Raw genomic sequence first — 1,284 nt, 5'->3', positions numbered from 1 at the left:
CATCAGATTTCCCGCGTTTCGCGGCCCCGGCTTTACGAGCAGCTGGTGGAGCAGATCATGGACTTCATCGAGACCGCCGAGCTGGGCCCCGGGGACACGTTGCCGGCCGAGCGGGAACTTGCCGAGCGGTTGGGGGTTTCCCGTGCCACCCTGGCGCAGGCCCTGGTGGCCCTCGAGGTGCTTGGCGTGATCGACGTCCAGCACGGCACCGGAGCGGTGCTGGTCTACCGGCCGAACGTTCCCTCCGTGATCAAAGGCCTCCGCGAACACCGGAGCCGTCTGCCCGAGATCGTTGAGGCGCGGAGCACGCTGGAGGTCAAGCTGGCCGAACTGGCCGCGGCCCGCCGCACGGAGCAGGACATGGACGCGATCGATCACGCCCTCGAAGCCATGGCGTTAGAGGTCGCCTCGGGAGACCGCGGCGCACGCGGCGACGAGCTGTTCCACCAGGCCGTCACCGCCGCGGCCCACTCGGCAGTCCTCGCCCAGCTCATGACCTTCATTGCCGGCATGGTCCTGGAAACGCGCCTCGAATCGCTCGCACAGCCCGGCCGGCCGGAGCAGTCGCTCGCCTCCCACCGCAAGATCGCCGACGCGATCAGGTCCCGGGACTCGGCGGCCGCCGCGGCGGCGATGCTGGAGCACATTGATCTTGTCTCCGACGTTGCCCTCCTGAAGAACAGCTAGACCGGAATGAACGTGAACCTTTCCTTCGATCCGCCGTGTGGCCCGATCACCGGATGGCGCGACGGCGCCGTCGTGCGTGCCGCCGGCATTCCCTACGCCACCGCGGAACGCTTTCAGCCGCCCGCGCCGGCACCCGACTGGGCCGAGACGCTCGAGGCGACATCCCTGTCTCCGGCGTGCCCGCAGGCGCCGGTGCCCTTCCTGGATGACGTGCTCGGCACCCGCTACGGCGAACTTCCGGGCAGCGAGGATTGCCAGCGCCTGACCATCACCCTGCCTGCCGATCTCCACGACGGTGAACGGCTGCCGGTAATGGTGTGGCTGCACGGCGGGTCCTACACGTCCGGTTCCGGGGATCTGGCGATCTTCGACCCCGCAGCGCTGGTTGCCGAAACCCGGGTGATCGTCGTTTCGGTGACCTACCGGCTGGGCCTCTTCGGATATTTGTCCACCAGCACCGGCCGTCCCGCCAATCTGGGCCTGCTCGACCAGATCGAGGCGTTCCGGTGGGTGCAGCGCAACATCGCATCCTTCGGCGGCGATCCGGGCCGCGTCACCGCGTTCGGGCAATCCGCAGGGGGCGACGCCGTCGCGCAC

At 68.8% G+C, this 1,284-nt stretch carries 2 protein-coding genes; both read left to right on the top strand.

What is annotated here, in order from left to right; genetic code table 11:
* On the top strand, positions 1-687 hold a 687-nt coding region (locus LQV45_RS33375), incomplete at its 5' end, for a FadR/GntR family transcriptional regulator (RefSeq protein ID WP_308288968.1).
* A gap of 6 nt (positions 688-693) precedes the next feature.
* The coding region (locus LQV45_RS33370; protein WP_230012033.1) for a carboxylesterase family protein at positions 694-1,284 on the top strand (591 nt) is incomplete at its 3' end.

Source organism: Microbacterium sp. Bi128, from assembly GCF_918698205.1.
This window is presented reverse-complemented; position numbering and strand designations above follow the sequence as displayed.